Origin of the sequence: Pseudomonas sp. NBRC 111133, from assembly GCF_001320605.1 — a bacterium.
Classification (GTDB): domain Bacteria; phylum Pseudomonadota; class Gammaproteobacteria; order Pseudomonadales; family Pseudomonadaceae; genus Aquipseudomonas; species Aquipseudomonas monteilii.
In genome coordinates, this window is the sequence record NZ_BCBJ01000038.1 from 1 (window position 1) to 26122 (window position 26122).

General features: G+C 63.4%; 20 protein-coding genes. 10 read left to right on the top strand and 10 right to left on the bottom strand.

Annotation, left to right across the window (positions count from 1 at the left end; genetic code table 11):
• Window positions 1-266 precede the first annotated feature (266 nt).
• A complete protein-coding gene (locus APH36_RS07930; protein ID WP_060498177.1) occupies window positions 267-560 on the top strand; it encodes a hypothetical protein in 294 nt (97 codons plus the stop codon).
• A gap of 115 nt (window positions 561-675) precedes the next feature.
• Here APH36_RS07930 and ycaC (APH36_RS07935) read toward each other — a convergent pair whose 3' ends face one another.
• Window positions 676-1305: an isochorismate family cysteine hydrolase YcaC gene (gene ycaC, locus APH36_RS07935; protein ID WP_019096456.1), complete on the bottom strand. Its 630-nt coding sequence runs from the start codon at window positions 1303-1305 to the stop codon at window positions 676-678.
• A 135-nt stretch (window positions 1306-1440) separates the two neighbouring features.
• Here ycaC (APH36_RS07935) and APH36_RS07940 point away from each other — a divergent pair, with 135 nt between their 5' ends.
• The 3 genes from APH36_RS07940 (at window position 1441) to APH36_RS07950 (ending at window position 5325) form a co-directional block, all read left to right on the top strand.
• Complete coding sequence (locus tag APH36_RS07940; protein WP_060498178.1) at window positions 1441-2352, top strand: LysR substrate-binding domain-containing protein; 912 nt, start codon at window positions 1441-1443, stop codon at window positions 2350-2352.
• 110 nt (window positions 2353-2462) lie between these two features.
• On the top strand, window positions 2463-3725 hold the full coding sequence (locus APH36_RS07945) for an OprD family porin (protein ID WP_060498179.1): 1263 nt from the start codon (window positions 2463-2465) through the stop codon (window positions 3723-3725).
• A 1-nt stretch (window position 3726) separates the two neighbouring features.
• Window positions 3727-5325, top strand: coding sequence for an MFS transporter (locus APH36_RS07950; protein ID WP_060498180.1), 1599 nt, complete (start codon window positions 3727-3729; stop codon window positions 5323-5325).
• A gap of 104 nt (window positions 5326-5429) precedes the next feature.
• Here APH36_RS07950 and APH36_RS07955 read toward each other — a convergent pair whose 3' ends face one another.
• From APH36_RS07955 to ycaC (APH36_RS07970), 4 genes are all read right to left on the bottom strand, one after another.
• Complete coding sequence (locus tag APH36_RS07955) at window positions 5430-7271, bottom strand: amidohydrolase (protein ID WP_177337091.1); 1842 nt, start codon at window positions 7269-7271, stop codon at window positions 5430-5432.
• 315 nt (window positions 7272-7586) lie between these two features.
• Window positions 7587-8405 (bottom strand): alpha/beta fold hydrolase, encoded by an 819-nt coding sequence (locus APH36_RS07960; RefSeq protein WP_060498182.1) that lies wholly within the window; start codon window positions 8403-8405, stop codon window positions 7587-7589.
• Window positions 8406-8444: 39 nt separating this feature from the next.
• Window positions 8445-8753 carry a hypothetical protein gene (locus tag APH36_RS07965; protein ID WP_060498183.1) on the bottom strand — a complete coding sequence of 103 codons (309 nt, stop codon included), beginning with the start codon at window positions 8751-8753 and terminating at the stop codon, window positions 8445-8447.
• 117 nt (window positions 8754-8870) lie between these two features.
• Window positions 8871-9500, bottom strand: coding sequence for an isochorismate family cysteine hydrolase YcaC (gene ycaC, locus APH36_RS07970; protein WP_060498184.1), 630 nt, complete (start codon window positions 9498-9500; stop codon window positions 8871-8873).
• Between the two features lie 319 nt (window positions 9501-9819).
• On the opposite strand from ycaC (APH36_RS07970), the gene APH36_RS07975 reads away from it, so the two are divergent.
• Entirely contained in the window at window positions 9820-11247 is a 1428-nt protein-coding gene (locus APH36_RS07975) for a mechanosensitive ion channel family protein (protein WP_060498185.1), read from the top strand.
• A 109-nt stretch (window positions 11248-11356) separates the two neighbouring features.
• Here the strand turns inward: APH36_RS07975 and APH36_RS07980 are convergent, their stop codons facing one another.
• Both APH36_RS07980 and APH36_RS07985 read right to left on the bottom strand, forming a co-directional pair.
• Entirely contained in the window at window positions 11357-12643 is a 1287-nt protein-coding gene (locus APH36_RS07980) for an FAD-binding oxidoreductase (RefSeq protein ID WP_060498186.1), read from the bottom strand.
• Window positions 12644-12809: 166 nt separating this feature from the next.
• Window positions 12810-14300 carry an aldehyde dehydrogenase family protein gene (locus APH36_RS07985; RefSeq protein WP_016712672.1) on the bottom strand — a complete coding sequence of 497 codons (1491 nt, stop codon included), beginning with the start codon at window positions 14298-14300 and terminating at the stop codon, window positions 12810-12812.
• Between the two features lie 136 nt (window positions 14301-14436).
• Between APH36_RS07985 and APH36_RS07990 the strand changes: the two genes are divergently transcribed.
• Window positions 14437-15327 carry a LysR family transcriptional regulator gene (locus APH36_RS07990; RefSeq protein WP_060498187.1) on the top strand — a complete coding sequence of 297 codons (891 nt, stop codon included), beginning with the start codon at window positions 14437-14439 and terminating at the stop codon, window positions 15325-15327.
• Window positions 15328-15467: 140 nt separating this feature from the next.
• The gene (locus tag APH36_RS07995) at window positions 15468-16862 is read left to right on the top strand and encodes a VOC family protein (RefSeq protein WP_060498188.1); all 1395 of its coding nucleotides are present in this window, start codon (window positions 15468-15470) and stop codon (window positions 16860-16862) included.
• A gap of 51 nt (window positions 16863-16913) precedes the next feature.
• Here APH36_RS07995 and APH36_RS08000 read toward each other — a convergent pair whose 3' ends face one another.
• Entirely contained in the window at window positions 16914-17840 is a 927-nt protein-coding gene (locus APH36_RS08000; protein WP_060498189.1) for a LysR substrate-binding domain-containing protein, read from the bottom strand.
• A 157-nt stretch (window positions 17841-17997) separates the two neighbouring features.
• Between APH36_RS08000 and APH36_RS08005 the strand changes: the two genes are divergently transcribed.
• Window positions 17998-19386 (top strand): NorM family multidrug efflux MATE transporter, encoded by a 1389-nt coding sequence (locus APH36_RS08005; protein WP_060498190.1) that lies wholly within the window; start codon window positions 17998-18000, stop codon window positions 19384-19386.
• 81 nt (window positions 19387-19467) lie between these two features.
• On the opposite strand, the gene APH36_RS08010 is transcribed toward APH36_RS08005, so the two are convergent.
• Window positions 19468-21135: a bifunctional diguanylate cyclase/phosphodiesterase gene (locus APH36_RS08010; protein WP_060498191.1), complete on the bottom strand. Its 1668-nt coding sequence runs from the start codon at window positions 21133-21135 to the stop codon at window positions 19468-19470.
• A gap of 298 nt (window positions 21136-21433) precedes the next feature.
• On the opposite strand from APH36_RS08010, the gene rep reads away from it, so the two are divergent.
• Window positions 21434-23443, top strand: coding sequence for a DNA helicase Rep (gene rep / locus APH36_RS08015; protein ID WP_060498192.1), 2010 nt, complete (start codon window positions 21434-21436; stop codon window positions 23441-23443).
• A 65-nt stretch (window positions 23444-23508) separates the two neighbouring features.
• Complete coding sequence (locus APH36_RS08020) at window positions 23509-24081, top strand: xanthine phosphoribosyltransferase (RefSeq protein WP_003253535.1); 573 nt, start codon at window positions 23509-23511, stop codon at window positions 24079-24081.
• A 110-nt stretch (window positions 24082-24191) separates the two neighbouring features.
• Here APH36_RS08020 and APH36_RS08025 read toward each other — a convergent pair whose 3' ends face one another.
• The gene (locus tag APH36_RS08025; protein ID WP_060498193.1) at window positions 24192-26051 is read right to left on the bottom strand and encodes an acetyl-CoA hydrolase/transferase C-terminal domain-containing protein; all 1860 of its coding nucleotides are present in this window, start codon (window positions 26049-26051) and stop codon (window positions 24192-24194) included.
• Window positions 26052-26122 lie beyond the last annotated feature (71 nt).

Genomic DNA, 26122 nt, shown 5'->3' on the forward strand with positions numbered 1-26122 from the left:
TCCGAGGATTTATCCTACACACCGTGTCGACGCCCGTCTGATTATCCGTGGAAGCCCTGCTCTCTAGGCTGACCGGGTCGCTATCGGTTCAGCGATCGGGTGTGGAAACCCGGCAGGTAATCGGAACAGCTGTCTTCATGGCAGTTGCACGCGGGAGGCCGTATGGCCTGCCGGGGTTCCGATAGCCCGGCTTTCCACCCCGCGTGCAGCCGCCACCCTTCGCGTGGAAACGGATGGTGCTGGCCAACCTCTATCGGAGTTTGGCTATGAAAAAGATTGTTCCGGATCCCCCCCTCCCCGACACCACACAACGCCCTTTCAGCCGCTGCGATGCCGGCCATCCCCCATTGTTCACCGTGAACCCAGGCGTCTCCGCCCACGACGCCTTGGTACATGTCGCCCAGTACCTGCGCGGTGCCTATGACTGTTGCTATAAAGCCCTGGAGCATCTGGATGACACGGGCAAAAGCCTGTTCTGGAACAACCTGAATGCACTCGAAATGGCAGAAGGGTTGGTTGAGGCATTGCTGGATGGGATTGAGTCACAGCCCATGAATTGATGTTGCCTGTGCCGGCCCTTTCGCGGGTTTACCCGCGAAGAGGCCGGTACAGCAAACAAAAAAGGCCGGCTCCCTACAGAGGGAACCGGCCTTTATGCGTACTGCTACTGATTAATTACTTACCCGCAGTCAGCGCGTTGTAGCTAGTCATTAGGTTGCGATAATCCGGAATGTGGTTGGAGCACAGCGCCGCCAGCCCTTCGATATCGTTGCGCCAGTCGCGGTGCAGCTCACAGGCCACGCCAAACCAGGTCATGAGCTGGGCACCCGCCCGGCTCATGCGGTCATGGGCTGCATCGCGGGTCATCTCGTTGAAGGTGCCGGACGCATCGGTCACCACAAACACATCGAACTCTTCTTCCAGGGCAGCCAGCGCTGGGAAGGCTACACAAACCTCAGTCACCACACCGGCAATGATCAGCTGCTTCTTGCCGGTGGCCTTCACCGCCTTCACGAAGTCTTCGTTATCCCAGGCATTGATCTGGCCAGGGCGAGCGATGTACGGCGCATCCGGAAACAGTGCTTTCAGCTCTGGCACCAGTGGGCCGTTGGGGCCTTGCTCGAAGCTGGTGGTGAGAATGGTCGGCAGGTTGAAGAACTTGGCCAGGTCAGCCAGGGCCAGCACGTTGTTCTTGAACTTGTCCGGCTCGATGTCGCGCACCAGCGACAGCAGGCCAGCCTGGTGGTCTACCAGCAGTACGGCAGCGTCGTCTTTGTTCAGGCGGTTGTAGGTGAATTTGCTCATGGTCTGTGCTCCTAAGGTTTTTGAATTTTTCAGCTATTCGGGGTGTTTCGCGTTGATGGGCACAGATTAAAATCATCACCTTTGCTGCACTAGACTGCGAAAACCGCCCTTAGCGTTCCGTTTGGAGAACGATCATTGGAAGACCTCAATTCCCTCTACTACTTCACCCAGGTTGTAGAGCACGGTGGTTTCGCCCCGGCAGGCCGAGCGCTGGACATGCCCAAGTCAAAGCTCAGCCGGCGCATCGCCGACCTTGAGGACCGCCTGGGCGTGCGCCTGCTGCACCGCACCAGCCGCCACTGCTCGCTCACCGAAATCGGCCAGGCCTACTACAACCGCTGCCTGGCCATGCGCGTGGAGGCCGAGGGCGCGGCGGAGATCATCGAGCGCAACCGCAGCGAGCCGCGCGGGCTGGTGCGTATCAGCTGCCCCACCACCCTGCTCAACTCCTGGGTCGGGCCGATGCTGACCCGCTACATGCTCAAGTACCCGCAGGTGGAGCTGTTCATCGAAAGTACCAACCGCCGCGTCGACCTGTTGCATGAGGGCTTCGACATTGCCCTGCGGGTGCGCTTTCCACCGCTGGAGAACACCGACATGGTGATGAAGGTGCTGAGCAACAGTACCCAGTGCCTGGTGGGCCAGCCGCAGTACCTGAAGCAATTGCCCAAGGGCTTCGATCCGCAGCTGCTCGGCACGCTGCCGAGCCTGCATTGGGGCAGCGCACAGCGTGAGTACCAGTGGGAGCTGTTCCAGGGTGAAGACAGCAGCCGCAGCATTGTCATCCCGCATAGGCCGCGCATGGTGACTGACGATTTGTTTGCCCTGCGCCATTTCGTGGTGGCTGGGGTGGGGATTGCGCATTTGCCGCGAGTGGCGGTGCGCGAAGACCTGGCTGCGGGGCGGTTGGTGGAGTTGATACCCGACTGGCATCCGCGTTGCGGCATCGTGCATGCCATTTTTCCATCGAGGCGGGGGTTGCTGCCTTCGGTACGGGCATTGATTGATCATCTGGCTGAGGAGTTTGCCATCAGCGACATGGCTTGAGTGTTGGCCCGCGAAAGGGCCGGAACAGCCAAAACAGATCCCAGCACACCCTTACAAGACCCCTGGCCTATCCTTGCTCCACAGTCCCGGATCACCCCCCGGAGCCCCCCATGATCCGCGCCACTCACGGACCAGGCCGCGCCCTGCTCGCCACCCTCGCCCTCTGCCCCGCACTCAGCCAGGCCGACGAACCCGGCTGGTCGTTGCTCAGCCGCAACTACTTCCTGCACAGCGACTTCCGCTCGCCCTCTGCCAGCGGCCAGAACTACCGCCAGGAATGGGCCCAAGGCTTCATCGGCGAGGTCCGCTCGGGCTTCACTGAAGGCACGGTTGGCGTGGGCATCGACGCCCACGGTTTTCTTGGCCTGAAGCTCGACGGCGGCCGTGGCCATGCCGGCACCGGTTTGCTGCCACGCGACAGCAATGGCCGTGCCGAATCCGACTACTCCAGCGCCGGCGCGGCGCTCAAACTGCGCCTGGGCAACACCCAGTTGCGCTACGGCGAAATGAACGTGGAAACACCGGTGTTCGACACCGGCGACAAGCGACTGCACCCGGAGTACGCCACCGGCTGGTTCGTGCAGAACACCGACCTGCCCGACTGGCGCCTGCAAGCCGGGCGTTTCACCGCCTTCAACAACCAGGACAACAGCTCCACCCACGACGACTTCAGCGGCTACGGCGCCACCACGCACAACCGGGCCATCAGCGTGGCCGGTGCCTCCTTCGCACCCGACGGGCCGTTCGGCGCGGCATTGTATGCCGGGCAGCTGGAGGACACCTGGCGCCAGGCCTACCTCAACCTGAACCTGGCCGAAGGCAACTGGCGCGTGGACGGCAACCTCTACAAAACCCGCGACACCGGCAGTGCCAGCGCCGGAGCCATCGATACTCTCGCCTACAGCCTGCTGGCCAAGTACAGCTTCGGCGCCCAGGCGCTGAGCCTGGCCTACCAGAAGGTCGAGGGCGACACCCCGTTCGACTTCGTCGGCGGCGACTCCATCTACCTGGCCAACTCGATCAAGTACGCCGACTTCAACGGCCCGGGCGAGCGCTCGTGGCAACTGCGCTACGACCTCAACTTCGCCACCCTCGGCGTCCCCGGCCTGAGCCTGATGGGCCGCTACGTCAGCGGCCGTGGCATCGACGGCAGCCATGCACCCACGGGTGGCGCCTACGTGGGCCAGTACGGCGATGGCGGCAAACACTGGGAACGCGACATCGACCTGAAATACGTGGTGCAGTCAGGCGCCGCCAAGGACCTGAGCCTGTCGTTCTCCCACGTCAGCCACCGTGCCAACCAGGCCCAGGCCGGCGATGACATCGACCGCATCTACCTGATCATCGAATACCCACTCAAAGGCAGCTTCTGACATGAGCACATCCCCTTCAGGCGCCTGGAGCCCGTTGCGCAATACCACCTTTCGCATGCTGTGGATCGCCACCATCGCCTCCAACATCGGCACCTGGATGCACGAGGTGGGCGCCGGCTGGTTGATGACCACGCTGTCGGCCAGCCCGCTGCACGTGGCGCTGATCCAGGTGGCCGGCTCCCTGCCGATGTTCTTTCTGGCCCTGCCAGCGGGCGCAGCGGCGGATATCGTCGACAAGCGCCGCTACCTGTTGCTGGTGCAGCTGTGGATGTCTGCCGTGGCCGTGGTGCTGGCAACCCTTACCCTGCTCGGGCTGATGAACGTGACCTTGCTGCTGCTGCTGACCCTGGCACTGGGCATCGGCACGGCGCTGATGATGCCGGCCTGGAGTGCGCTGACGCCGGAACTGGTAGGCAAAGAAGACCTGGCCAACGCGGTGGCCATCTCCAGTGTCGGCATCAATGTGTCCCGCGCCATCGGCCCGGCCTTGGCCGGCGTGGTGGTGAGCCTGGTCGGCCCATGGCTGACCTTTGCCCTGAATGCCATTTCGTTCGCCGGGGTGATCCTGGTGTTGTTCCTGTGGAAGCGCGAGGTGAAGGAGCCGCTGCTGCCAGCCGAGCGCTTCGTGGGCGCCATGCGCACCGGCCTGCGCTTCGCGCGCAGTGCCAAACCCTTGCAGGCTGTGCTGTTGCGGGCCGTGGCGTTCTTCTTCTGTGCCAGCGCCGGCACCTCGCTGCTGCCGCTGATCGTGCGCGGCGAAATGCACGGCACTGCTGCCGACTTCGGCCTGCTGCTGGCGGCCATCGGCATTGGCGCGGTGGCCGGCGCCACCCTGCTGCCGCGCCTGCGCGAACGCATCAGCCGCGACCGCCTGGTGCTGTTCGCCAGCCTGCTGTATGCGCTGTTCCTGCTGGCGCTGGCGCTTGTGCGCAACTTCTATGTGCTGCTGCCGGCGATGCTGCTCAGCGGGGCGGCGTGGATCGCGGTGCTGTCCAACCTGCAGGTGGCGGCGCAAACCTCGGTGCCGGCCTGGGTGCGGGCGCGGGCGTTGTCGGTGTACATCCTGATCTTCTTTGGTGCCATGGCGTGTGGCGGGTTGCTGTGGGGCACGCTGGCCAGCCATGCGTCGATCACCTTGAGCCTGCTGCTGGCGGCGGGTGGCTTGGCCCTGGGTACATTGCTGACCTGCAAGGTGACCCTGCCGGAAACCGAAGCCGAAGAGCTGACACCGTCGTTGCATTGGCCCGTGCCGGTGCTGAACGATGACATGGACAAGGAAAGCGGGCCGGTGATGGTGACGGTGGAGTATCACATCGACCCGGCCAAGGCCGAAGCCTTCCAGCTGGCGGCGCGGGAGTTGGAAGCCATGCGCAAGCGCAATGGGGCACTGTCCTGGGGATTGATGCGCGACAGTGCAGACCCGGCGCTTTGGCTGGAGTTTTTCTTCGAAGAGTCGTGGCTGGAGCATTTGCGGCATCACCATCGGGTGACCCGGGGTGAGCTGAAGATCGAGGCGCGGGTGCGGATGCTGCAGACGGATGGGGTTGAAGTGAAAATTCGGCATCTGCTGGCAGGCGGGGAGCACAAGGCTCACCACTGATGTTGGCTTTTCCGGCCTCTTCGCGGGCAAGCCCGCGATGAGGCCAGTACTGAAGGAGTAAAAAAAGGGGCCAGAAACTGGCCCCTTCTTCACATCAGCTCAGCTTAGAAAGCAAAGCAGGAACAGCCCAGCGCCCCCCAGAAGCCCTGGAAGTCATTGACCGGCACACTCGATTTACGCGCTTTGTCATGACTGTGCGCATGTACCCCGCACGGCCCCGAACACTGATGCACGGCTGCCGCCAGCGATGGCGTACCCACGCGCCAGTGCCCTGGCACCTTGGCCACCGGCGACCATTCCGGCAGTACCGGCACCTGTGGCGGGCCCAGCTTGTCGAATTCGGCAGCGCCGTACACCACCTTGCCATCGACAATGGTCAGTACCGACTCGATGCCCTTGATCGCCTCTTCATCAACGCTGAAGAAGTCCAGCGACAACGCCGCCAGGTCAGCCAGCTGCCCCACCTTGATCTGGCCTTTCTTGCCCTGCTCGCTGGAGAACCAGGCACTGCCCTGGGTGAACAGTTGCAGCGCGGTATCGCGGCTCAGGCCTTCCGGGTAAAGCTCCATGCCGCCAACGGTCTTGCCGCTGACCAGCCAGTACAGCGAAGTCCATGGGTTGTAGCTGGACACGCGGGTGGCATCGGTACCGGCACCGACCGGCACGCCCATGTCGAGCATGCGCTTGATCGGCGGGGTCTGTTCTGCCGCCTTGGCGCCGTAACGGTCGACGAAGTATTCCCCCTGGAAGGCCATGCGGTCCTGAATGGCGATACCACCGCCCAGGGCACGCACGCGCTCGATGTTCTGGGGGGTGATGGTTTCGGCGTGGTCGAAGAACCACGGCAGGCCGTTGAACGGGATGTCGCGGTTGACCTTCTCGAACACGTCGAGCATGCGCGTGATGGATTCGTTGTAGGTGGCGTGCAGGCGGAACGGCCAGCGCTGCTCGACCAGGTGGCGCACCACCGGTTCCAGTTCTTCTTCCATGGTTTGCGGCAGGTCCGGGCGCGGTTCGAGGAAGTCCTCGAAGTCGGCGGCGGAGAACACCAGCATTTCGCCGGCGCCGTTATGGCGCAGGAAATCGGTGCCGCTGTGCAGCTTGACGCTGGAGGTCCACTTCTTGAAGTCGTCCAGCTCTTCCTTGGGCTTCTGGGTGAACAGGTTGTAGGCGATGCGCACGGTCAGCTGGTTATTGTCGGCCAGCTCCTGGATCACCGAGTAGTCGTCGGGGAAGTTCTGGTAGCCGCCGCCAGCGTCGATGGCGCTGGTCAGGCCCAGGCGGTTGAGTTCACGCATGAACTGGCGGGTGGAGTTGACCTGGTATTCCAGCGGCAGCTTCGGCCCTTTGGCCAGGGTGGCGTAGAGGATCATCGCGTTGGGGCGGGCGATGAGCATGCCGGTCGGGTTGCCGAACTTGTCACGCTGGATCTCGCCACCCGGCGGGTTCGGGGTGCTCTTGTCGTAGCCGACGGCCTTCAGCGCTGCGCGGTTGAGCAAGGCGCGGTCGTAGAGGTGCAGCAGGAACACCGGGGTATCGGGTGCAGCCTGGTTGATTTCTTCCAGGGTGGGCATGCGTTTTTCGGCGAACTGGAACTCGTTCCAGCCTCCCACCACACGTACCCACTGCGGGGTTGGCGTGCGCGCAGCCTGGTCCTTGAGCATGCGCAGGGCATCAGCCACCGACGGCACGCCTTCCCAGCGCAGCTCCAGGTTGTAGTTCAGGCCACCGCGGATCAGGTGCAGGTGCGAGTCGTTCAGGCCGGGGATGACCGTGCGCTGCTTGAGGTCGACGATTTGCGTGGTGGCGCCCTTGTGGGCCATGGCCTCGGCGTCGTTACCCACGGCGATGAAGCGGCCATCCTTGATGGCAACGGCGGTCGCAGTAGGCTTTTCGCGGTCAACGGTGTGCAGTTTGCCGTTGAACAGAATCAGGTCGGCGGTCATGGAACCTCCTTGGGTGGATGCGTGAGCGGAACCGGCTTGGCCGGTGAAGGGCAATGCGGACCAGAGCGCGCCGGCGGCACCGAGCACGGTGCTGGTGGCGAGGAACTGGCGACGGGTCTTGTCGTTGCGGTCCTGGGACATGGTGTTCTCCGTCTCTGGGTTCGGCAGCAGCAGGCGCAACTGCGGAGCATGCCGGTTGACGCTGGGTCAGGGCTTGGATGGATGTGCGGTGGGCTGTAGAAGGTTAGCCCTGATCAACATTTGTGCTGCCAGGGCTGGCCTCTTCGCGGGTAAACCCCCGAATGCCTCCCGCAATTACCGCTGGAGAAACGCCAGCAAATCCTCATTCAGCTGCTGCGCATGGGTCACCGCAAACCCGTGTGGCGCACCGGCATACACCTTCAGCTCAGCCCCGCGAATCAGCTCTGCCGCCTGCTTGCCGGTGGTTTCGAACGGCACGATCTGGTCGTCGTCGCCATGAATCACCAGCGTCGGCACATCGACCTTGGCCATGTCCGGGCGGAAGTCGGTTTCGGAGAACGCCGTCACGCAATCCAGGGTGCCCTTGATCGAGGCCATCAGCGCGATGTTCAGGGTTTGCGTTTGCACGCCCTGGGACACCTGCTGCCCATGGTTCAGGCCATAGAACGGCGTGGCAAAGTCGGCGATGAACTGCGCGCGGTCGGCACGCAGGCCGGCACAGATACCCTCGAACACTGACAGGTCGACACCCTCAGGGTTGTCGTCGCGCTTGCCGAATACCGGCGTCACAGCCCCCAGCAACACCAGCCCGGCCACCCGCTCGCTGCCGTGGCGGGCGATGTAGCGGCTGACATCGCCGCCACCCATCGAGAAGCCCACCAGGGTCACATCACGCAGGTCGAGGTGTTCGATCAGCTGGGCAATGTCGTCGGCAAAGGTGTCGTAGTCGTAACCGTTCCACGGCTGGCTCGAACGGCCGAAGCCCCGGCGGTCGAAGGCGATGGTGCGGTAGCCGCGGCTGGCCAGGAACTCCATCTGCGAATCCCACATGTCGGCATCCAGCGGCCAGCCGTGGCTGAACAGCACGGGCTTGCCGCTGCCCCAGTCCTTGAAATAGATCGAAGTGCCATCGTGGGTAACAAATGTGCTCATGTCGGTATCTCCTTGAAGGTGTCGAGGTGAAGGCGTGGCTCAGCCGCGCAGCCAGTTGGCGCAGCGGCGGGTTACCCAAGGCATGATGTAGAACACCACGGGCAGGATGACGAACAGGTTGACGATGAGATTGCCGGTGATCGGGCCGCCCAGCTGCGGGAAGCGTGCGAACAGCGGCGCCAGCAGTTGCGGAATGACCATGGTCATCGGGCAGATCACCAGGTAGGTCAGCAGCGCCTGCTTCCAGCGAGGCGGTTGTGAAACCGGGGTGCTCGAAGCGGTGTCGATCACCTGGTGTTGCAGGCATACGGTCACCACGTCGCGGTTGTCTTGGGTTGCGGTGTTCATCGGCGTTCCTTGGGATGAGCTTGCCCGCATCCACTGTGCAACGGTGAACGGGCGGAGGATTGGATGGGTGTGCTGCCCTTGGCGGGCACCGACTGCCGGTGCCCGGGGCGGTTTGGCTTACTTGCCAGCGTTGAAGGCGTTGTAGCTGGTCATCAGGTTGCGGTAGTCCGGGATGTGGTTGGAGCACAGCGCGGCCAGGCCTTCGATGTCGTTGCGCCAGTCGCGGTGCAGCTCACAGGCCACGCCGAACCAGGTCATCAGCTGGGCGCCGGCCTGGCTCATGCGGTCGTGGGCTGCGTCGCGGGTCATGGCGTTGAAGGTGCCGGAGGCATCGGTAACCACGAACACGTCAAACTCTTCTTCCAGGGCCGACAGGGCCGGGAAGGCTACGCACACTTCAGTCACCACGCCGGCGATGATCAGTTGCTTCTTGCCGGTGGCCTTCACGGCCTTGACGAAGTCTTCGTTGTCCCAGGCGTTGATCTGGCCTGGGCGGGCAATGTACGGGGCGTCCGGGAACAGGGCTTTCAGCTCGGGAACCAGCGGGCCGTTGGGGCCTTGTTCGAAGCTGGTGGTGAGGATGGTCGGCAGGTTGAAGAACTTGGCCAGGTCGGCCAGGGCCAGCACGTTGTTCTTGAATGCGTCCGGCTCGATGTCGCGGACCAGAGACAGCAGGCCAGCCTGGTGATCGACCAGCAGGACAGCGGCGTCGTCTTTGTTCAGGCGGTTGTATTTGAAGTTGTTCATGGGGTAGCTCCTAAGGGTTTTGATGTTCAGTAAGTGGGGTGTTTCGCGTTGATGGGAGAAGATTAAAACCATCACCTTTGGAGCGGTAGATAGCGGTTTTTGGCTTTAGCGTTCTGTTTTAAGAACGATAGATTGGTGTTGGATTTGCTGGCCTCTTCGCGGGCTCGCCCGCTCCCACAGGGATCGCACCAGATTCAAAACCAGCGCAGTACCTGTGGGAGCGGGCAAGCCCGCGAAGAGGCCGGTACAGGCTTTCATTGCTTGCCCGGCAAACCTGCTCTATTACTACCCACAGCCCTCCCTCACCCCCGAGACTTCCATGCTGGCGTTCATCCAGTCGTCCCCGTTGTTGCTCGGTACTGCCCTGCTCCTGCTCGACCTCGTGCTCTGGCAACTCATCCCTACCCAGCGCCGCGCCTGGCGCATCGGCACGCGCCTGGTGATCTTCCTGCTGTTCAGCTCGGTGCTGGTAGCCGCCGGCTTGAGCCCGCTGCAACCACCACCCTGGCCCGACGATGTCTCGCGCAACCTCATGGCCACGGTATTGGCCATTGGCTGGTGGCTGTTTGGCGCACGCACGGTCACGGTGGTGTTCGGCCTGCTGCTGGTCGCCCGTGGCAGCCATGGCGGGCGGTTGTTGCAGGATGTGCTGGGGGCATTGATCTTCCTGGCCGCCGTGGTGGCTGCCGCCGGCTATGTGATGCAGCTGCCGGTGAAAGGCCTGCTGGCAACTTCCGGGGTGATGGCCATCGTCATCGGCCTGGCGCTGCAGAGCACCTTGGCCGACGTGTTCAGCGGCATCGTGCTGAACACCACGCGGCCCTATCAGATTGGCGACTCGATCTCTATCGACGGCACCGAAGGCAAGGTGCTGGACATCGACTGGCGCGCCACGCGCCTGCTGACCGGCACCGGCAGCCTGGCGGTGATCCCCAACTCGGTGGCGGCCAAGGCCCGGCTGCTCAACCACAGCCGCCCGGCCGATGTGCATGGGGTATCGATCAGCGTGGTGGTGCCGGCCAAGGTGCGGCCCAAGCGAGTGTTCGATGCACTGGAAAAGGCCCTGCAGGGCGTCAGTGCCATTCTTGAGACCCCAAAGCCGAAAGTGACGGTGAAGGCCTCGACACTGGAATCCGTGGAGTACGAGGCCAGCGGTTTCGTGGCCGATGCAGGCGCCAAGGGCGACGCACGCAACCAGCTGTTCGACCTTGCGCACCGCCACCTGGAGGCCAGCGGCGTGATGTGGAACGTGGACCTGGCCCTGCCGCCGCGCAGCCGTCAGCGCGAGGTACTGGACGAGGTGCGGGTGTTCCGCTCGTTAAGCGATGAAGAGCGTGATGCGCTGAGCCAGCGCATGACGGCAGTGGAGTACCTGGCGGATCAGGTGATCCTGGGCGTTGGCGAGCATTCCGATCACCTGTTGGTGATTGGCAGCGGGGTCATCTCGGCATCGGTGCGCGATGGCGACAAGTTGGTCGAAGCAGGGCGCATGGGGCCGGGTGAGGTGCTGGGGATCGAGGGAATCATCGATGAAGAGGATTCGCTGGCCGAGTTCCGCACGCTGACCAGCTGCGTGCTGTACCGGATCGACAAGGAGCAGGTGAAGAGCTGTTTGCAGCAGCGTGGCGAGGTGCAGACGGCGCTGAGCAAGTTGCAGCGGTTCCGGCGCCAGAGCCGGGAGTCGTTGTTGCTGCAGAAGCCCGCGCTGATCAAGAAGGGCGGCTTCCTTAGCTGGTTGCACAAGTAAGCCTGTGCTGACCCTTTCGCGGGTAAACCCGCTCCTACATGTCCACCATTGCCCTCTCGGGCGGTGAAAGCCCTTGTAGGAGCGGGTTCACCCGCGAAGAGGCCATTACCTACAACACAACTCTCAAGCATTGCCCCGCGTGGTACAGCGAGAAGCCGGACTCGTAGAACGCCGTGCGCAGCGATGGCGCGCTCACGCCGCTCATCGGCGAGAACGGAATCGGCAGGCTATCCGCCTCCCCCTTCAGCAGGAACTCGGCAAACGCCCGGCCAATCACGGTGCCGGTGGTGTTACCACGCCCGTTGTACCCGGTCACCGCCACCAGCCCCGGCGCCGGCTCAAACAGGCGCATCAGGTGATCGGGGGTGAAATCGATGCAGCCCGTCCAGTGCATTTCCCACTCGACCTTGCCCAGCTCCGGGTAGTAGTGGCTCTGGATCCGGTCTGCCCAACTGCGGACGAACCACGACGGCTTGTTGTCGACCCGGCCCAGGCTGCCGAGCAGCAGACGGCCCTGGTCGTCGCGGCGGATGCTGCTGAGCACAGTGCGGGTGTCCCACGAGCCTTGACCATGCGGCAGCACCTTGTCGGCTGCTGCGCCCTGCAACGGCTTGGACGCCACCTGGTAGTAGTACCCACGGAAAAACTGCTTCTGAAGGTTGCTCCAGTCGCCTTCGGTGTAGGCACCGGTGGAAATCACCACCTTGTCGGCGCGCACCGAGCCACGTGCGGTCTTCACCCGCCAGGCATCGCCGTCACGCTCCAGGCCTTCGACCGAAGACTGCTGGAACAGCTTGCCGCCCAGACGCGCCACGGCAGCCGCCAGGCCCTGGGTGTAGCCCATGGGGTTGATGGTGCCGGCGCGGCGGTCGAGCAGCGCGGCGGAAATCTTGTTGGTACCGCAGTATTCCTGGCACTGGGCGCCGGTCAGCAGCTCCACGTCGGCACCGCGGCGGCGCCATTGTTCGTGGCGGGCCTCAAGGTCGGCGATGCCGGAGGCGTTGTGCGCCATGTGCAGCGTGCCTTTGTGCTGGGCCTGGCAGTCGATGCCCAGGCGCTCGATCATGGCGAACACTTCAGCCGGGGCTTCGCCGAGCACTGTGTTCAGGCGGCTGCCCTGCTTCTGGCCGAGGGTGGCCTCGACGTCGTCAGGGCGGATCCAGGTACCGGCGTTGACCAAGCCCACGTTGCGCCCGGAGCCGCCGTGGCCGACCTTCCAGGCCTCCAGCAGGATCACCGACTTGCCCTGTTCGAGCAGGTGGATGGCTGCAGACAGGCCGGTAATGCCGCCACCGATCACGCAAACATCGGCCTTGTGCTCACCGGCCAGGGCCTGGGCGGCTACGGTCGGTTTGCTGACGAATTCCCACAAGCATTCTTGACGCAGTTCGGACATGGCCCGGCTCCAGCAATTTGTTCTTGTTTGGGGCCGCGTTAGGGCCCATTCGCGGGCAAGCCCGCTCCCACAGGAGGTACACAGGTTTCGAACTCTGTGGGGACCTGTGGGAGCGGGCTTGCCCGCGAACCGGGGGCTGAGCCCCCGGCCATGCAGCATCAACCCATCAGTCGAACACAATACCCTGCGCCAGCGGCAGCTCGCGCGAGTAGTTCACGGTGTTGGTCTGACGACGCATGTAGCCTTTCCAGGCATCCGAACCCGACTCACGACCACCGCCGGTTTCCTTCTCGCCACCAAACGCACCGCCGATCTCGGCGCCGCTGGTGCCGATGTTGACGTTGGCGATGCCGCAGTCGCTGCCCGAGGCACTCTGGAAGCGCTCGGCCTCACGAATGTCGGTGGTGAAGATGCACGACGACAGGCCTTGTGGCACTTCGTTGTTCAGGCGCAGGGCCTCTTCGAAGTCGTCATAGGCCAGCACGTACAGGATCGGGGCGAAGGTTTCGTGGCGCACCACGTCGCTCTGCGCCGGCATTTCGGCAATGGCAGGCGACACGTAGTAGGCATTCGGGTACTGGTCGGCCAGCTGACGCTCGCCGCCAAACACCTGGCCGCCTTCGTCGCGGGCCTTGGCCAGCGCGCCTTGCATGGCATCGAACGACAGTTTGTCGATCAGCGGGCCGACCAGGTTGTCCTTGCGTGGGTCGCCGATGCGCACTTTGCCGTAGGCGGCTTTGACGCGGGCAACCACTTCGTCCTTGATCGAGCGGTGCACGATCAGGCGGCGCAGGGTGGTGCAACGCTGGCCAGCAGTACCCACAGCCGAGAACAGGATGCCGCGCACGGCCAGGTCCAGGTCGGCGCTCGGGGCCAGGATCATGGCGTTGTTGCCACCCAGTTCGAGGATGCTGCGGCCGAAACGGGCAGCAACACGTGGGCCCACTTCACGACCCATGCGGGTGCTGCCGGTGGCGCTGACCAGCGGCACGCGCGGGTCGTCGACCATGGCTTCGCCGGCTTCACGGCCGCCGATAACCAGTTGGGCCAGGCCAGCCGGGGCATCGCCGAAGGCTTTCAGGGCTTTTTCGAACAGAGCCTGGCAAGCCAGGGCGGTGAGCGGGGTTTTCTCAGAAGGCTTCCACACCACCGAGTTACCGGCCACCAGGGCCAGGGCGGTGTTCCAGGCCCAGACGGCAACCGGGAAGTTGAAGGCGCTGATCACGCCGACCACGCCCAGCGGGTGCCAGGTTTCACGCATGTGGTGGCCTGGGCGCTCGGAGGCGATGGTCAGGCCGTACAGCTGACGCGACAGGCCAACGGCGAAGTCGCAGATGTCGATCATTTCCTGTACTTCGCCCAGGCCTTCCTGGGTGATCTTGCCGGCTTCGATCGATACCAGCTCGCCCAGGTCAGCCTTGTGCTCACGCAGCACTTCGCCGAACAGGCGCACCAGTTCGCCACGGCGCGGGGCCGGCACGGTGCGCCAGGCTTCGAAGGCGCTTTGGGCCTGGTCGATGCGGGCGATGGTCTCGGCCTTGCCGAGCAGTTTCACCGAGGCGATCTGGCTGCCGTCGATCGGCGTGTGAACAGGGTAGTCGCCCTGGGTGTAAGCCTCGGCGGCAACGCCAAGGCGCTCGAGCAATCCAGCAACCATTTGTGCTTCTCCTACATCGGGTGATGGGGTGGAAAAATGATGTGGATCAGTATTAATCCGATCACATAGGTACAACAAACGACCTTTATTCCGCATATCATTCCGTCAGGTAATGATTCGAGCCGCAGAGACCGCTATGTCCAAACGCCTGGTGCCCTCCATGACCGCCCTGCAGTGCTTTGAAGCTGCAGCCCGCCATTTGAGCTTTACCCGTGCCGCCGAAGAGCTGCACCTGACCCAGAGTGCGGTCAGCAAGCAGGTGGCGCAGCTTGAAGACATGCTGCGCCACCACCTGTTCCTGCGCATTCGCCGGCGCCTGCAACTGACGCCGGCCGGCAGCCTGTACCTGGCCGAGGTCAACAAGATCCTCACCCAGGTGGACATGTCCAGCCGCTACGTACTCACCTACGGCGAGCAGACCGAGATATTGAAGGTAGCCACTCAACCGAGTTTTGGCGTGCGCTGGCTGATCCCGCACCTGAAGGGTTTTGGTAAGCGGCACAGCAATATTCACCTCGATATCCGCAACGAGATGGAGCCGTTTGCCCTGTTGCAGGGCTCGGCGGACGTGGTGTTTTTCTATGGCCAGGGTACTTGGCCGGGTGCCACCTGCGTGGAGCTGTTCCGCGAAGAGGTGGTGCCGGTGTGCGCGCCGGAGCTACTGGCCGGGCGCACGCTGGGCGATGCCGCAGAGCTGGCCGACCTGGTGCTGTTGCAGAGCACGTCGCGGCCGGAGGCGTGGCATGAGTGGTTCCTGGAGCAGGACCTGCAAAGCGTCAGCGCTTACCACGGGCCACGCTTCGATACGTTCTATATGGCCTTGAGCGCGGCGCAGGCCGGGTGCGGGGTGGCGCTGGTGCCACGTTACCTGGCAGCGAAGGAGCTGGCCGAGGGGAGTCTGGTGGTGCCTTGGAACCATGCGATGCGCAGTGCCGGAGCGCATTATCTGGCGTATGCCGAGCATGCGGCGGAGGTGCCCAAGGTAAGGGCATTGGTGGAGTGGATTCACGAGCAGCTTCAGGCTTGAGGGCCTCTTCGCGGGCGAACCCGCGAAAGGCCTCTCAAGGTCGATCAAAAAAGGAATGACACACTCACTTTTTTTCGCTTGTGAGCCAAGTGCATTCCCAGCTTTCATGTAAGCGTCCGAACCCAACCAGGAAGCTAGCGATGCCCGCCCACGATTTCGTCAGCCCAGACAGCATTCGCGCGCAGTTCTCTGCCGCCATGTCGCTCATGTACAAACAGGAAGTGCCCCTGTACGGCACGCTGCTGGAGCTGGTGAGCGAAATCAACCAGCAGGTCATGGCCCAGCAGCCCAAGGTTGCCGAGGCCCTGCGCTGGACCGGGGAAATCGAGCGACTGGACCAGGAACGCCATGGCGCCATCCGCGTTGGCACCGCCGAAGAGCTGGCCACCATCGCCCGCCTGTTTGCCGTCATGGGTATGGAGCCGGTCGGCTACTACGACCTGAGCTCTGCTGGCGTGCCGGTGCACTCCACCGCCTTCCGCGCCGTGCATGAACAGTCGCTGCATGTCAGCCCGTTCCGTGTGTTCACTTCGCTGCTGCGCCTGGAGCTGATCGACAACCCGCAACTGCGCGAGCTGGCACAGGGCATCCTGGCCAAGCGCCAGATCTTCACCAGCCGCGCCCTCGAACTGATCGCCCAGAGCGAGCGCGATGGCGGGCTGAACGCCGCAGATGCCGGTGCGTTCGTGCAGGAAGCGTTGCACACCTTCCGCTGGCACCATGACGCCACCGTCACCGCCGAGCAGTACCAGCAGTTGCACGACCAGCACCGCCTGATCGCCGATGTGGTGGCCTTCAAGGGCCCGCACATCAACCACCTGACCCCACGGACCCTGGACATCGATGCGATCCAGGTCGGCATGCCGGCCAAAGGCATCCCGCCGAAGGCCGTGGTCGAAGGCCCACCTACCCGTCGTCACCCGATCCTGCTGCGCCAGACCAGCTTCAAGGCCTTGCAGGAAAAGGTCGCATTCAGCGACCAGCAGGGCAGCGAAGGCAGCCACACCGCCCGTTTCGGCGAGATCGAACAACGCGGCGCGGCGCTGACGCCGAAGGGTCGCCAGCTGTACGACAAGCTGCTCGATGCCACCCGCGCGGCCCTGGGTGGCGCACCGGCCGAGGCCAATGCCGAGCGCTACATGGCGCTACTGAAAGACACCTTTGCCGAGTTCCCGGACGACCTGGCGCAGATGCGTGAACAGGGCCTGGCATACTTCCGCTACTTCGCGACCGAGAAAGGCCTGGCTGCGCGTGACCAGGAAGGCCGCCCGACCACCCTGCAAGGGCTGATCGACGCAGGCCATGTGCACTTCGAGGCGCTGGTGTACGAGGACTTCCTGCCGGTGAGCGCGGCGGGCATCTTCCAGTCCAACCTGGGCGACGATGCGCAGGCCGAATATGGCAGCAATGCCAACCGCGATGCCTTTGAGGCGGCGTTGGGGTTGCAGGTGCAGGATGAGCTGGCGCTGTATGCGCAAAGTGAACGCCGGTCGTTGCAGGCCTGTGCTCAGGCACTGAACCTGGGCTCTATGTAAGGCATTGCGGCCTCTTCGCGTGTAAACCCGCGAAGAGGCCGGTACATGTGATCAGAGGGACGGCAGGATTTCCACATCCGGCAAATCCATCGCCGCCACCTCGTCTGCCAGAAAATCACTCAACCGCCGCAACCGCTCGCCACCCGGCCGGGTACGTGGCCATACCAAGTAGTAGTCCATTCCGCTGGGCACTGCTGTCGGCCAGGGCAGGCTCAACCGCCCCTGCGCCACATCTTCGGCCACCATCAGCAAATCGCCCATGGAAATCCCGTAGCCACGCGCAGCGGCGATCATGCCCAGTTCCAGGGTGTCAAACACCTGCCCGCCCTTGAGCGAAACCTTGTCGCTCAACCCCATGCGCTCCAGCCACTCCCGCCAGTCGCGCTTGTCCACCGTGGGGTGCAGCAGCTCGATAGAGGCCAGTTGGTGCTCGTCCCAAGGTCCTTTTTCCAGCAGATCTGGCTCCCCCACCGGTATCAGCAACTCCGGGAACAGCTTGCGCACTTCCCAGTCCGGCGGGAACACTCCGTCGCTGAGCAACACCGCGCAATCGAACGGCTCCTGGTTGAAGTCCACATGGTCAACGTCCATCCAGGCACTGGTCAGCTGTACTTCATTGCCTGGCTGCAGGTGACGGAAACGGCTCAAACACGCCAGCAACCAGCGCATGGTCAGGGTCGAGGGGGCCTTCATGCGCAGGATGTCGTCTTCACCGCGCAAGGTATCGCAGGCCCGCTCCAGCGCCGCGAAGCCTTCGCGAACGCCTGGCAGCAATACCCGTGCGGCCTCGGTCAGTTGCAGGTTGCGGCCACTGCGCACGAACAGGCGGCAGGCGAAGTGATCCTCCAGCGTGCGGATATGCCGGCTGACCGCGCTCTGAGTGATCGACAGTTCCTCACCGGCACGGGTGAAGGAACTTAGCCGTGCGGCGGCTTCAAATGCGCGAAGGGCATACAACGGAGGAAGCTGACGAGACATGAGGCACCTGCCATACGGGGCTGTGGAGCGGATCACCAAGAAGCATATATACATGAGTCAGACTCATGCCAATGATCGCTTTTATCCTTTTGTGCAAAGTTGACCAAAGCCTCAGAATCGCCCTTCGTTCATCACCTCAGGAAGAAGGACAGCCCTCATGCACGTCGCGCCCACCACAGAACTCAAGGCTTTGCTGCGCCTGGCCGGGCCGCTGATTGCCTCGCAGTTGGCGCACATGCTCATGGTGCTGACCGACACCCTGATGATGGCCCGCATCAGCCCGCAGGCCCTGGCCGGTGGCGGTCTGGGTGCAGCCAGCTACTCGTTCGTGTCGATCTTCTGCCTGGGTGTGATCGCCGCAGTCGGCACCCTGGTGGCGATTCGCAAGGGCGCCAACGATATCGAAGGTGCGACCCGGCTGGCGCAGAGCGGCCTGTGGCTGGCCTGGGGCCTGGCGCTGTTCGCCGCGCTGGTGCTGTGGAACCTGGAGCCGGTGCTGCTACTGTTCGGGCAAAAGCCCGAGAACGTGGCCTCGGCGGCCGAATTCCTCACGCTGCTGCCACTGGCCCTGCCCGGCTACCTGACGTTCATGGCGTTGCGCGGTTTCACCAGTGCGCTGGGGCGCTCGACCCCGGTGATGGTCATCAGCCTGATCGGCACGGTGCTGAACTACCTGTTCAACGTGGCGCTGATCGAGGGCATGTTCGGCCTGCCCAAGCTGGGCCTGATGGGCATCGGCCTGGTCACCGCAGTGGTGTCGATGGGCATGGCTATCGCGCTGGCGCTGTATATCCGCTGGCACTCGGCCTATGCCGCCTACCCACTGCGCAAGGGCCTGTCGCGCCCGTCGCTGCCAGCACTGCGCGAGCTGTGGCGGCTGGGGCTGCCAATTGGCGGTACCTACATGGTGGAAGTGGGCCTGTTCGCCTTCGCCGCGCTGTGCATGGGCGTGCTGGGCAGTACCGAGCTGGCCGCGCACCAGATCGCCCTGCAGATCGTGTCCACGGCGTTCATGGTGCCGACGGGGCTGTCGTATGCAGTGACCATGCGGGTGGGCTTGTATTACGGCGCTGGCAACCTGCTGGCGGCGCGCAGCGCCGGGCGCGTGGGCATTGGCTTCGGGGCCATGATCATGTTTGCCTTCGCCGCGCTGTTCCTGCTGCTGCCCGAGGCGCTGGTGGGGCTGTTTATCGACCGTAACGACCCGGCTTTTGCTGCGATCTTCCAGGTGGCCGTGCAGTTGCTGATGGTGGCGGCGTGGTTCGAGCTGTTCGATGGCATGCAGACGATTGCCATGGGCTCGATCCGCGGGCTGAAGGATGCCAAGACCACCTTCCTGATTGGGCTGGTGTGCTACTGGCTGGTGGGGGCGCCGAGTGCGTGGCTGTTCACCTTTACCTTGGGCGGTGGTGCGGTGGGAATCTGGTGGGGCTTGGCGCTGGGGCTGGCGTGTGCGGCGGTGGCGCTGACGTTTGGCTTTGAGTGGCGGATGAAGCGGTTGCTTGTGAAGGCTGAGGTGCGTGCAGGGGCTGCTGCTTCGGCCTGACGTCAGGGCCTCTTCGCGGGCACGCCCGCTCCCACAGGATTGCGCGGCCCCTGTGGGAGCGGGCGTGCCCGCGAAAGGGCCCTAACGCACAGCATCCAGCTGACGGCCAGGCACCTTCAGCAGAAAATCGATCAACTCCCCCACCGGCAGCGGCTTGCTGACCAAGAAGCCCTGCACCTGGTCACAGCCAAACCCACGCAACAATGCCAGCTGCTCTTGACTCTCCACCCCCTCGGCGACCACTTCGAGGTTGAGGTTGTGCGCCAGGTTGATCATGGCATGCACCAGCTTGCGGTTTTCCTCGCGCATTTCCATTTCGGCCACAAAGCTGCGGTCTACCTTGAGCAAGGTGATCGGCAAGCTGTTGAGGTGCACGAACGAAGAAAACCCGGTACCGAAATCGTCCAGGGAGAAACGCACACCCAGGCGGCCAAGGGCGTCCATGGTCTGGCGCACCAGCTCGTTGCGGCGCATGACTGCCGTTTCGGTCAGTTCGAACTCCAGCCAGCGGGCATCGACACCGTGCTCGAGGATCAGGCGGCTCAAGGTGGCCAGCAGCTGGCTGTCCTGGAACTGGCGGAAGCTCAGGTTGACTGCCATGTGCAGCGGCTCCAGGCCGCGCTCGCACAGCACCTGCATGTCACGCAGGGCACGGGAGATGACCCAGTAACCCAGCGGCACGATCAGGCCACTTTGCTCGGCCAACGGCACGAACTCGCTGGGCGGCAGCAGCCCGCGCTCGGCATGGCGCCAGCGCACCAGCGCTTCCAGGCCGACAATTCGGCCATCGGCCAGGTCTAGCCTCGGCTGATAGTGCAGCTCCAACTCATCACGGCGCAGGGCGCGGCGCAGCTCGCTTTCCAGGTCGGCCAGGCTACGGGCGTTGCGGTTGATGCGCTCGTTGAACACATGGAAGGTGCAGCCTTGGCTGCCCTTGGCCTGGCGCATGGCGATGTGGGCGTGCCACATCAAAGGGTCGGCCCCCGCTTGGGCGCGGGCATGGGCCAGGCCCAGGCTGCAGCCCAGCAGCAGGCTTTCGCCGTCGATGAAGTAGGGTTCGGCCAAGGCTTCGACGATACGTTCGGCAATCCATTCGGCGCGGTTGGCGTCGCGGCGGGTGTCGATCAGCAGGGCAAACTCGTCGCTGCCCAGGCGGGCCAGCTGGTCACCCGCCTCCAGCTGGTTTTGCAACCGCGCCACCACCTGCAGGATCAGCCGGTCGCCGCTCTGGTGGCCGAGGGCATCGTTGACGTGGCGGAAGTTGTCCAGGTCCAGGTGGCCCAAGGCAACGCCACGGCCTTCGTTTTCGGCCAGGCGCGCAGTCAGCAAGGCCTGGAAGCCTTGGCGGTTGGCGATGCCGGTCAGGGGGTCCTGCTCAGCCAGGCGCTGCAAGGTGGCCACCAACACACCACGCTCACGGACATGACGCAGCGAGCGGCGCAAAGTATCGGCATTGAGCTGGCCGCGTACCAGCCAGTCGCTGACGGCCGTGGGCGCCACCTCGGGCTCGTGGTCGAGCAGCAGGATGGTCGGCAGGTCGCAGCGCCCGGGCACGGGCTGCTGAGCCGGGGTTGCCAGCACCACAGCCTGGCGATCATTGCTGAACAGGCTGTCGACGGACTCCCAGTTCGGGGCGGTGAGCAGCACGGCGCTGCCGCTCAGGGCAGGCATGCAAGCGTGCAACAAGGCGGCCCATTCCGGCTCATCAGCCAACAGCAGCAAACGCAAAGGTTCGACAGGCGTGGACAAGCGGACTCCTTAGGGCTTCACGGTGCAACGATAACTGGCGGGTATGCTACTGCATTTAATGAAAATGATTTTCACTTTTATACATGTTTTTTTACGAGCGTAGCATCCCGACGTATTTTGTCGTGCATCCTGCTCGAAACGAGCCGAACCGGCAAATATGATTTTTTCAGGTACTAGGATTAGTCCCGCTAATAGTAGGCCGGACAAAAGTCTGACTCAGACGTCAGACGGTCGCGCCATAACGGCCCCATGCCTGTTAGAATGCGCGGCTATTTTCTGGCGACCCCCGGTTTCTAGCATGTCCCGACTCAATCCCCGGCAGCAGGAAGCCCGTGACTACGTCGGCGGCCCTCTTTTGGTGCTCGCCGGTGCAGGTTCGGGCAAGACCAGCGTGATCACGCGCAAGATTGCCCACCTGATCCAGAACTGCGGCATCCGTGCCCAGTACATCGTGGCGATGACCTTTACCAACAAGGCCGCGCGCGAGATGAAGGAACGTGTCGGCACCTTGCTGCGTCCGGGGGAAGGCCGCGGCCTTACGGTGTGTACCTTCCACAACCTGGGCCTGAACATCATCCGCAAGGAGCACGAGCGACTGGGCTACAAGCCGGGCTTCTCGATCTTCGACGAGTCCGACATCAAGGCGTTGCTGTCGGACATCATGCAGAAGGAATACTCCGGCGACGACGGCATCGACGAGATCAAGAACATGATCGGTGCCTGGAAAAACGACCTGATCCTGCCACCCGAGGCCCTGGAAAAGGCGCGCAACCCGCGCGAGCAGACCGCCGCCATCGTCTACACCCACTACCAGCGCACGCTCAAGGCGTTCAACGCGGTGGACTTCGACGACCTGATCCTGCAACCGGTCAAGCTGTTCCAGGAGCATCCTGAGGTGCTGGAGCGCTGGCAGAACCGCGTGCGCTACCTGCTGGTGGACGAATACCAGGACACCAACGCCAGCCAGTACCTGCTGGTGAAGATGCTGATCGGCATGCGCAACCAGTTCACCGTGGTGGGCGACGACGACCAGTCGATCTACGCCTGGCGCGGTGCCCGCCCCGAGAACCTGATGCTGCTCAAGGAGGACTACCCCTCCCTGAAGATCGTCATGCTGGAGCAGAACTACCGCTCCACCAGCCGCATCCTGCGCTGCGCCAACGTGCTGATCGCCAACAACCCACATGCGTTCGAGAAGCAACTGTGGAGCGAGATGGGCGTCGGCGACGAGATTCGCGTCATCCGCTGCAAGAACGAGGAAGCCGAGGCCGAGCGCGTGGCCATGGAAATCCTCACCTTGCACCTGCGCACCAACCGCCCGTACAGCGACTTTGCCATCCTTTACCGTGGCAACTACCAGGCCAAGCTGATCGAGCTGAAGCTGCAGCACCACCAGGTGCCGTATCGCCTGTCGGGCGGCAACAGCTTCTTCGGTCGCCAGGAGGTCAAGGACCTGATGGCGTACCTGCGCCTGCTGGTGAACCCGGACGATGACAACGCCTACCTGCGCGTCATCAACGTGCCACGGCGCGAAATCGGCTCCACCACCCTGGAAAAGCTCGGCAACTATTCCACCGAGCGCGGTATTTCGATGTACGCCGCCAGCGAGGAGCTGGGCCTAGGCGAGCACCTGGATGCCCGCTACACCGAGCGCTTGCAGCGCTTCAAGCATTGGCTGGACGGGGTGCGCCAAAAGGTTGCCCTGGAAGACCCGATTGCCGCGCTGCACGAGATGATCCGCGACATCGACTACGAGAACTGGATCCGCCAGCAGACCGCCAGTGACAAGGCTGCCGAGTTCCGCATCAGCAACGTCTGGTTCCTGGTCGACGCGCTGAAGAACACCCTCGAGAAGGATGAAGAGGGTGACATGACCATCGAGGACGCCATCGGCAAGCTGGTGCTGCGCGACATGCTCGAGCGCCAGCAGGAAGAGGAAGAGAACGCCGAAGGTGTGCAGATGATGACCCTGCACGCCTCCAAGGGCCTGGAGTTCCCCTACGTGTTCATCATGGGCATGGAAGAGGAAATCCTCCCGCACCGCTCCAGCATCGAGGCTGACACCATCGAAGAGGAACGCCGCCTGGCCTACGTGGGCATCACCCGCGCACGTCAGACCCTGGCCTTCACCTTCGCTGCCAAGCGCAAGCAGTACGGTGAAATCATCGACTGCACGCCCAGCCGGTTCCTCGACGAACTGCCACCGGACGACCTGGCCTGGGAGGGCCTGGACGATGCACCGGTCGAGGTGAAAGCCGCACGCGGCAACAACGCCTTGGCCGATATCCGGGCAATGCTCAAACGCTGATCAACCATTACTCTTTAATTCTGCCGCTTTTAGCGGCCACCTTTGTTACATCGAGGAATACCACAGTGGAAGCACTGCATCAGAAGATTCGCGAAGAAGGCATCGTGCTTTCCGATCAGGTTCTCAAAGTCGACGCGTTTCTCAACCACCAGATCGACCCTGCGCTGATGCAGCTGATCGGTGACGAGTTCGCCCGCCTGTTCGCTGACGCGGGCGTGACCAAGATCGTCACCATCGAAGCCTCGGGCATTGCCCCGGCGGTGATGACGGGCCTAAAGCTGGGCGTGCCGGTGATTTTTGCCCGCAAGCACCAGTCGCTGACCCTGACCGAGAACCTGCTGACCGCCTCGGTGTATTCCTTCACCAAGCAGACCGAAAACACCGTGGCCATCTCGCCGCGCCACCTCAACAGCAGCGACCGCGTGCTGGTGATCGACGACTTCCTGGCCAACGGCAAGGCGTCGCAGGCGCTGATCTCGATCATCAAGCAAGCCGGCGCCACCGTGGCTGGCCTGGGTATCGTGATCGAGAAGTCGTTCCAGGGCGGCCGTGCCGAGCTGGACAGCCAGGGCTACCGCGTTGAATCGCTGGCCCGGGTGAAGTCGCTGGAAGGCGGAGTGGTGTCCTTCATCGAGTAAGGCCGCAACGCGATCCCTGTGGGGCCGGGTTCACCCGCGAATGCGATGGTGCGCTCACTCAAGCATTCGCGGGTAAACCCGCTCCCACAGGGGCCAATAACCCCTAGGGTTCATTTGGTTGTCGCCAACCCCGCCAGCAGCAACCGCTGGTAAAGCTCTTCCTTCAGCCCATTCGGCTGATCCAGCCGCATCCGCGCCAGATGCCCCTCATACCCCTCCGGCCCCGGCGCATCCAGCGCTGCCTTGCCCAGTTCAAGCACCTCGCTCAGCTTGAACTTGCTCTTCAACCAGTTCAGCGCCCGCAACAAGTCCCGCTCTTCGGCGGTAAAATCCGTTCCCATCGGATACTCCGGAAACAACCGCGCATGCCGTGCCCGAATTGCCTCCAGCCGCTGCGGTGTGTTGTCGGTAAACCGCGCATCCAGCTGGAAATCCCTGGCCAGTTTGCCGGCCTCTTTAGCCTGCTCGATCAGCCCCTGCTGGAACCGCGAATCACACACCGCCAACAACCGCGCAATCACCTCGCTGTCGGTCTGCCCGCGTAGGTCGGCAATGCCGTACTCGGTCACCACGATATCGCGCAGGTGTCGGGGGATGGTGCAGTGGCCATAGGTCCAGAACAGGTTCGAGGTCACCTCCCCACCCGCCTCGCGCCAGCTGCGCAACAGCAGGATCGAGCGCCCGCCTTCCAGTGCATGGGCCTGGGCGACGAAGTTGTACTGCCCACCCACGCCGCTGAGCACACGACCATCTTCCAGCTGATCGGCCACCCCGGCGCCGAGCAACGTCATGCCGAACGCCGTGTTGATAAAGCGGGCATCACGTCGCTGCTGCCGTTTGAGTTCCTCCTGCCCGTACAGCTCGTTGATGAAGCTGATACGGGTCATGGCAAACCGTGCGCGCTGCTCAAGCGGCATCTCCCTTAGCCGCTGGTAGAACGCATGAGGCCCGAGGAAAAAGCCACCATGCAACACCGGCCCCTGCTCATCGGCCGAGCGCCGTAGCAAGCCAGCTTCGGCCAGCACCAACAGGCCGTTAACGAACATTTCGCTGCAGCCGTACAGGCCTTCGGCAAAAGTCTTTAGCCCCCCTTCCCGCTCAATCAGCGCCTGCCACGGGCCGATATCCAGCTCGTCGAGCAAGGCCCGGTAGCCTGCGTTGTCGCCCTGGCGCGCCAGCAACGCTGCAGCGACTGCATCCCCCATGGCACCGATGCCGACCTGCAAGGTGCCGCCGTCACGCACCAGCGTGCTGGCGTGCAAACCAATGCAGTGGTCCTGGGTGTTGACCGGCATGTTCGGCGTGGAGAACAACCGGCGCTGCTCGGCTTGATCGATCAGCAGGTCGAACGCATCGATGGGCAATTCCGCATCGCCGGGCATGTACGGCAGTTCGGTATGTACCTGGCCGAGCATGAGGATGGTTTCGCCGGCCGCGCGGCGCTTGGCGATCATTGGCAGCAGGTCGAGGGTGATGTCGGGGTTGCAGGCCAGGCTGAGGTGGACGGGCTTCTCGGGCGTGGCCGCGACCAGTTGCGCGATCAGGTTCAGGCCCTTGGCGTTGATGTCACGGGCGGCGTGGCTGTAGTTGCTGCTGATGTAGTCCTGCTGGGCCGATTCGCTGTGCAGGAGGCTGCCGGGCTGCATGAAAAACTGCTCTACGCGGATGTTTGGTGGCAGGCTGTCGTTGCGCAGGTCAGCGAGGTAGGTGAGGTCTTCGTAGTCGGCGAAAACGCGCTCGACGAAGGGTTCGAGAAAGCGCCGTTGCAGGCCATCGCCCAGTGGCGGGCGGCCGAGGGACAACGCGGTGTAAATGGTCAGCTGTCGCTCGGGCAGTTCGCGCACCCGGGCGTAGAGGGCGTTCACGAAAGCGTTGGGTTTACCCAGGCCCAGGGGCAGGCCCATATGGATATGGGCTGGCAGCCGGGACAGGACCTGCTCGACAGCCTGGTCGATAGCGCAGAGGTGCATCGGGGCCTCCTGAGACATCCATGGGTTCAGGGGTTGGACATAGGCCTGAACTGATTGGTTGCCTGTGCCGG

Bases quoted from the DNA above. Each gene is read 5' to 3' on its own strand.
- APH36_RS07930 (WP_060498177.1), top strand. From the start codon at position 267: ATGAAAAAGATTGTTCCGGATCCCCCCCTCCCCGACACCACACAACGC.
- ycaC (WP_019096456.1), bottom strand. From the start codon at position 1,305: ATGAGCAAATTCACCTACAACCGCCTGAACAAAGACGACGCTGCCGTA.
- APH36_RS07945 (WP_060498179.1), top strand. From the start codon at position 2,463: ATGATCCGCGCCACTCACGGACCAGGCCGCGCCCTGCTCGCCACCCTC.
- APH36_RS07950 (WP_060498180.1), top strand. From the start codon at position 3,727: ATGAGCACATCCCCTTCAGGCGCCTGGAGCCCGTTGCGCAATACCACC.
- APH36_RS07955 (WP_177337091.1), bottom strand. From the start codon at position 7,271: ATGACCGCCGACCTGATTCTGTTCAACGGCAAACTGCACACCGTTGAC.
- APH36_RS07960 (WP_060498182.1), bottom strand. From the start codon at position 8,405: ATGAGCACATTTGTTACCCACGATGGCACTTCGATCTATTTCAAGGAC.
- APH36_RS07965 (WP_060498183.1), bottom strand. From the start codon at position 8,753: ATGAACACCGCAACCCAAGACAACCGCGACGTGGTGACCGTATGCCTG.
- ycaC (WP_060498184.1), bottom strand. From the start codon at position 9,500: ATGAACAACTTCAAATACAACCGCCTGAACAAAGACGACGCCGCTGTC.
- APH36_RS07975 (WP_060498185.1), top strand. From the start codon at position 9,820: ATGCTGGCGTTCATCCAGTCGTCCCCGTTGTTGCTCGGTACTGCCCTG.
- APH36_RS07980 (WP_060498186.1), bottom strand. From the start codon at position 12,643: ATGTCCGAACTGCGTCAAGAATGCTTGTGGGAATTCGTCAGCAAACCG.
- APH36_RS07985 (WP_016712672.1), bottom strand. From the start codon at position 14,300: ATGGTTGCTGGATTGCTCGAGCGCCTTGGCGTTGCCGCCGAGGCTTAC.
- APH36_RS07990 (WP_060498187.1), top strand. From the start codon at position 14,437: ATGTCCAAACGCCTGGTGCCCTCCATGACCGCCCTGCAGTGCTTTGAA.
- APH36_RS07995 (WP_060498188.1), top strand. From the start codon at position 15,468: ATGCCCGCCCACGATTTCGTCAGCCCAGACAGCATTCGCGCGCAGTTC.
- APH36_RS08000 (WP_060498189.1), bottom strand. From the start codon at position 17,840: ATGTCTCGTCAGCTTCCTCCGTTGTATGCCCTTCGCGCATTTGAAGCC.
- APH36_RS08005 (WP_060498190.1), top strand. From the start codon at position 17,998: ATGCACGTCGCGCCCACCACAGAACTCAAGGCTTTGCTGCGCCTGGCC.
- rep (WP_060498192.1), top strand. From the start codon at position 21,434: ATGTCCCGACTCAATCCCCGGCAGCAGGAAGCCCGTGACTACGTCGGC.
- APH36_RS08025 (WP_060498193.1), bottom strand. From the start codon at position 26,051: ATGCACCTCTGCGCTATCGACCAGGCTGTCGAGCAGGTCCTGTCCCGG.